At 54.6% G+C, this 4726-nt stretch carries 4 protein-coding genes and 1 pseudogene; all 5 read right to left on the bottom strand.

The features are described 5' to 3' along the window. Positions 1-489: 489 nt before the first annotated feature. The 5 genes and pseudogenes from ABRP95_RS11830 to ABRP95_RS11810 all read right to left on the bottom strand — a co-directional run bounded on the left by ABRP95_RS11830 (position 490) and on the right by ABRP95_RS11810 (position 4504). Positions 490-688 (bottom strand): annotated as a pseudogene (locus ABRP95_RS11830) (hypothetical protein). Positions 689-825: 137 nt separating this feature from the next. Beyond that, positions 826-984 (bottom strand): hypothetical protein, encoded by a 159-nt coding sequence (locus ABRP95_RS11825; protein WP_284792230.1) that lies wholly within the window; start codon positions 982-984, stop codon positions 826-828. Between the two features lie 86 nt (positions 985-1070). Continuing rightward, on the bottom strand, positions 1071-2723 hold the full coding sequence (locus ABRP95_RS11820) for an AMP-binding protein (protein WP_284783758.1): 1653 nt from the start codon (positions 2721-2723) through the stop codon (positions 1071-1073). 22 nt (positions 2724-2745) lie between these two features. Beyond that, positions 2746-3615, bottom strand: a complete 870-nt coding sequence (locus ABRP95_RS11815; protein WP_284783757.1) for an SGNH/GDSL hydrolase family protein — start codon at positions 3613-3615, stop codon at positions 2746-2748. A 70-nt stretch (positions 3616-3685) separates the two neighbouring features. After that, positions 3686-4504 carry a GDSL-type esterase/lipase family protein gene (locus ABRP95_RS11810; RefSeq protein WP_284769968.1) on the bottom strand — a complete coding sequence of 273 codons (819 nt, stop codon included), beginning with the start codon at positions 4502-4504 and terminating at the stop codon, positions 3686-3688. Positions 4505-4726 lie beyond the last annotated feature (222 nt).

Raw genomic sequence — 4726 nt, 5'->3', positions numbered from 1 at the left:
GTTCGGAGTACCTGGACATGGTGGTAGATTACCAATCTTGCCAGCCCGACTGGGCTGGATATCAGGTGTCCACCAAATGGGGGTCAGGTTCGTCAAGAGCATGCCACATTGTCCGCACGCCGTAGACGCCGTAATTGTCTCGATGAACAGCACCAATGTGTTCAACTAGAACAGCATCGCGAAGGCGACGAGCACTTAATCCACGGGCCTTGGATTGGCGATACCCACGCGAGGTGATAAACCCGCCAGCCCGGTTATTCTTTTAACGCCAGTGCAGATGAACTCGACAGAGAAACGATTCCGGTATTTATCGATGAACCGGATCATAACCGAGGCTTGGGGCCTGGTCGTGAGGTGAAAAAGCTGACGCGGCCTTCAGGAGTTCATTGGTGTCGCGTAGCTGGTGATTTTCACGGCGTAGCCTCGCGTTTTCGGCGGCCAAATCTTCAGGTACAGGTTCTGGGGTGTTTCCTGCACGGCGGGCAGGCTTTAAGTCCATTGACGAGCTGTGTGCCATGAAACCCCCAGTTTTGGGGCTACTGCCTGGCACGCGGGGTGCATCGACATATTTTCCGCCACGATGCGGTCTTCCACAAGACGGATCACACGGTCCTTCGCATCCTGGTCAAAATTTCTCGGCATGTTCCAGATTTTCCCATCTACTCAAACGGAACAAAACCTGGGACACTTCACCCACCGGCCAGACCCGTACACACCCTAAACGCCTTGGTCGCCCGTGGGTTGGAGAGTTGTGGGGCGGGGGTTGCCCCTGGGGGTATGAGTAAACCCCCGAGGTGTGTTCTCGGGGGTGTTTTGGCTTGTGTTTTAGAAGCCGAGGATGTTGCGGTTGAACTCGTTGAGTGCGTCTGGGATGAGGTATGGCAGCTTGCGGAAGAAAAGGCTTGCCTGCTCGAGGGTGTCCCAGCCGTTGGAGATGGCTGCGTGTGCTGCTTCTTGCGCGTTGGTTACGAGGTCTGCAATCATTTGTTTTCCTTTCGTTTGGGGAAATGGTTGCGTACTGGTTTTGTACGTGAATTTTACCGTAGTTGGTGTGTGGGGGTGGTGCAATTTTAGTGGGGGTGGTTGTGGAGTTTGGTTAGTTGGTTGATTTGGATTTTGCCCATGATGTTGCGTGGGAGTTTGTCGATGAAGTGGACATCTCGGGGGATGGAGTGGTCGGCGAGGTTTTGGGCGACGTGTTGTTGGATTTGTTTTGGGGTGAGGGTGTGGGGTTTGTGTGTGACGACGTAGGCGGCGATTCTTTGGAATGTGTCTTTGTCTTCGACTCCGATGCATGCTGCTTCGGCGATTTCGGGCATTGATTCGATGGTTGCTGTTACTGATTCTGGGTGGACGTTTTCTCCGCCGACGATGATCATTGAGTCTGAGCGGCCGAGGACGTGGAGTTGGTTGTTGTTATCGATGTATCCGGTGTCGCCCATTTGTAGCATTCCGTCTTGGGTGTATGGGGGTTTCTTGTTTGGGTTGGTGTAGCCGGTGAGCATCATGGGGCTTTTGATGGTGATTTGGCCGGTTTTTCCTTGCGGTAGGGGGTTTCCTTGTGGGTCGCGAATGGTGACTTGGACGCCTGTTACTGGTGTTCCTACTGTGGTGGGGTCGTTGGCGAGTTGTTGGGGGTTAGCGCAGGCGATGAGGTCGGCTTCGGTGGAGCCGTAGATGGTGGTGAGGATGGGGCGTCCGAAGTGTTGGTTTACGTCGTGGACGAGTTGTGGGGTGACTTTGTTTCCGCCGGAGCCTATCCATTTTAGGCTGCTCATGTCGTATTTTTTGTCGAGCATGTTTTTGTAGAAGATTGGGGAGGTTACGGCGCCGTCGCATTTGTATTTTTGGATGATTTGCATGCCTTTGTCGGGGTCGAAGTGCCGGGACATGATCATTGTGCAGGTTCCTGCGATGGCGATGTTGAGGGCTCCGATGCCCCAGGTGTGGAAGAGGGTGCAGGGGATGTAGACGGTTTGGTTGGCGTGCCAGTCGAGGTTGTCGAGGATGGCGCCGAGGGTTACTGGGAAGGTGGGTTCTTTGCGTTGGATTCCTTTGGGGGTTCCTGTTGTGCCGGAGGAGTAGAGGATGTAGGGGGTTTGTTTGGGGATGAGGGGGAGTTTGATTTTTTGGGTGGTTTGGGTGATGTGGTTGAGGGTGATGTGGTTTGGGTTTGGGGTTGTTGTGGTGTCGTTGATGATGATTTTATCGGTGTTGTGGGGGATTTTGGGGAGGAATTCGGGGTCGGTGATGATGAGTTTGATGTTGTTTTGTTGGATGAGGTTTTTGATTTGTTCTGGGGAGCCTTGGATGTTGAGCATGTTGGCTATTGCGCCGTTGTAGGAGCGGGCGAGGATTGCTGTGGCGGCTCCGGAGGAGTTGCGGGCTAGGATTCCGTAGTTGAGTTGGTGGGGTTTGAGGTTGTGTTGCTGTGCGTAGTTTGTGAGCCATTGGGCGAGGCTGCGTGCGTTGTGGCGGAGTTGTGCGTAGGTGAGTTGTGTGTCGTCGTCAATGATTGCTGTGGTATTTGGGGCTATTTGGTAGGCGGTTTCGAGGTTGCTTGCGGGGGAGAAGCGGTAGCGGGCGATGTTGCGGAGGCCTAGTAGTTTTGCTTTTGCTGGTGCGTTGTGGGTTAGGAATCCGCGTTGTTTGGTCATTTTGAGCATGTGCTGCATGCCTTGGATGGTTTCTTTGGTGGTGTTGAGTTTATTGGTGGTGTTCATTTGTTCTCCTTCTGTGTTTGGGTTAGTGGATGTTGCGTGCGATTTCTTGGGCCATGTGTTTTTGGCCTAGTGAGGTGGGGTGGGCGATGAGGTTTTGTTCGGGTAGGCCGTAGTAGTTGGAGTTTCGTTGGTGTGGGGGTTTGCACCATCCTTCGGGGTCGTTTGGTGGGGTGATGTAGTTAGTGTGTGTTTCTTGTGCTGCTTGTCGGATGGTGTTGTTGACTTCGGTGAGGAAGTTGTTGATGTATTTGCGGTCGTTGAGGGAGAGGTAGCCGCTTTCGGGGCAGCGGTGTTCTGGGGTGGCTGCTGTGTAGTATCCGGTGAAGAAGATTTGGGCTTGGGGTGCGCGTTTTTTGGTGTCGTTGGCTATGTCGGTGAGGCGTTGTTTTAGGTTTCGGCCGGTGATGTCGGGGTTGTGGATGCTGGCGTCGGTGATGGGTTTTGCGATGGGGGCGCAGTCGGGGAGCCCTGGGATTTGGATGTGTGGTGTGCAGGTTGCGAAGAGGGCGGCTAGTCCTGCGTCGTTTCCTCCGAGTGTGATGGTGACTAGTTTGGTGTCGGGTGTGAGGTGTTGTTTTTGTGGGGCTGGGGCGGTGAAGGGGAGTGCGTGGTGTTGGGGGTTGTCGTATTGGTAGGTGAATGCCCAGGCGCAGGAGGCGTCGTCGAGTTGTAGGTTGAGTTGTTTGGCTAGTTGGTGTGGGTAGTTGTCTTGGTCTTTGACGCAGGCTGGGGTGCTGCCAGGGACAGGTTGTGTGATGGTTCCGGTTGAGGCGTAGGAGTCGCCGAGTGCTACGTATTTGTCTCCTGGTTGGAGGGCTTGTGCGGTGGGGGCTAGGAGTGTGGTTGTTAGTGCTGCGGTGGCGAGTGCTGTGTTGATTTTTGTGGTTTTCATGGGTGTTTTCCTTGTTAGACGGGAAATTCCCGTGCATTTTGGGGTTGCACGGGAATCTTTGTTGTTTGGGTCACTTAGCGAGGTTGTGTCCGATGAATTGGCCGTAGGCGTGGGTGCCGTGGGCATTGAGGTGGAGAGGAAGATTGCCTGGTGCTGGTGGCATGATGTCGATGAGGTTTACCCACCAGCGGTCTGGGGAGCAGGCGTCGTGTCCTTCGGACATTGGCCATGCGTCGAGGAAGGTGGCGTTGTTTTGTTGTGCTACTTCGCGGAGGGCGTTCTGTAGGCGCTGCTCGGTACCTGCAGTGTTGCCGGCCGGAATGGGGAGGGGGTTGGATGAGCCGAGTCCGCTGTTGTAGCAGGACATGTTGTTGAAAGAGACGTGGGGGTAGCCGACTACCATGACTTTGGCGTTGGGTGCGTGGTGGTGGGCGATGTTGATGGCATTGCGGAGGCCGTTGCGGATTGCGCGGTCTGATGCTTGGACGTCGGGGCCGTAGGGATAGGTGTCATTGGCTCCTGCGACGATGACTACGTTTTTGGTTTGTGGGTTGAGGTCACCGTGTTGAGCTGCGGTGCGCAGGGCGTTGTCGATATGTACACCGCCGGTGGAAAAGGAAGCGCCTGCGCATTGGTACTGGTCGACGTGTGCGCCGCCGGATGCGTTGGCGATTTCGTCGGCGATGGCCCCGTCTGTAACACAGCCGACGCCGGTGTTTGCTTTGATGTTTGCTTTATTCTTCCAGTAGTCAGGCACGGTTGGGTTGGCTACTACGCTGTCACCGGTGAGGACGGTGTTGCCTGGTGTTGCGGCGAGGGCGGAGGTGTGTCCTGCGATGAGAGCTGCGGTTGCGGCTGCTACTGCTGCGAGTTTAGTGGGGGATTTCATTCTTGTTTCCTCTTATATTGTTGTTTCTCCTTGAGGTTTCTAGGTTTAGGTTAATGGATTTTTAGCTGAATGTCAGTTTGTGGGCTTGTAGATTGTGAGGTTACCCTCGTTTAGTGGACACCCTATTTGTGCGGATCTTGTGTCCGGAGCGTGTCAAGTTGTTTGTGTGTGGGGCTAGGTTTATAGGTATTTGTCGAAGCGGTCGGGAAAGGCCACGGCCAT

The organism is Corynebacterium sp. KPL2895 (genome assembly GCF_040225815.1).
In the GTDB taxonomy this organism is placed as follows: Bacteria; Actinomycetota; Actinomycetes; order Mycobacteriales; family Mycobacteriaceae; genus Corynebacterium; species Corynebacterium rhinophilum.
The sequence above is the reverse complement of the archived record's forward strand: the minus strand, read 5'-3'. Positions and strand labels throughout refer to the sequence as shown.

Coding starts and splice junctions, on each gene's coding strand:
- ABRP95_RS11810 (WP_284769968.1), bottom strand. CDS start 4,504: ATGAAATCCCCCACTAAACTCGCAGCAGTAGCAGCCGCAACCGCAGCT.
- ABRP95_RS11825 (WP_284792230.1), bottom strand. CDS start 984: ATGATTGCAGACCTCGTAACCAACGCGCAAGAAGCAGCACACGCAGCC.
- ABRP95_RS11815 (WP_284783757.1), bottom strand. CDS start 3,615: ATGAAAACCACAAAAATCAACACAGCACTCGCCACCGCAGCACTAACA.
- ABRP95_RS11820 (WP_284783758.1), bottom strand. CDS start 2,723: ATGAACACCACCAATAAACTCAACACCACCAAAGAAACCATCCAAGGC.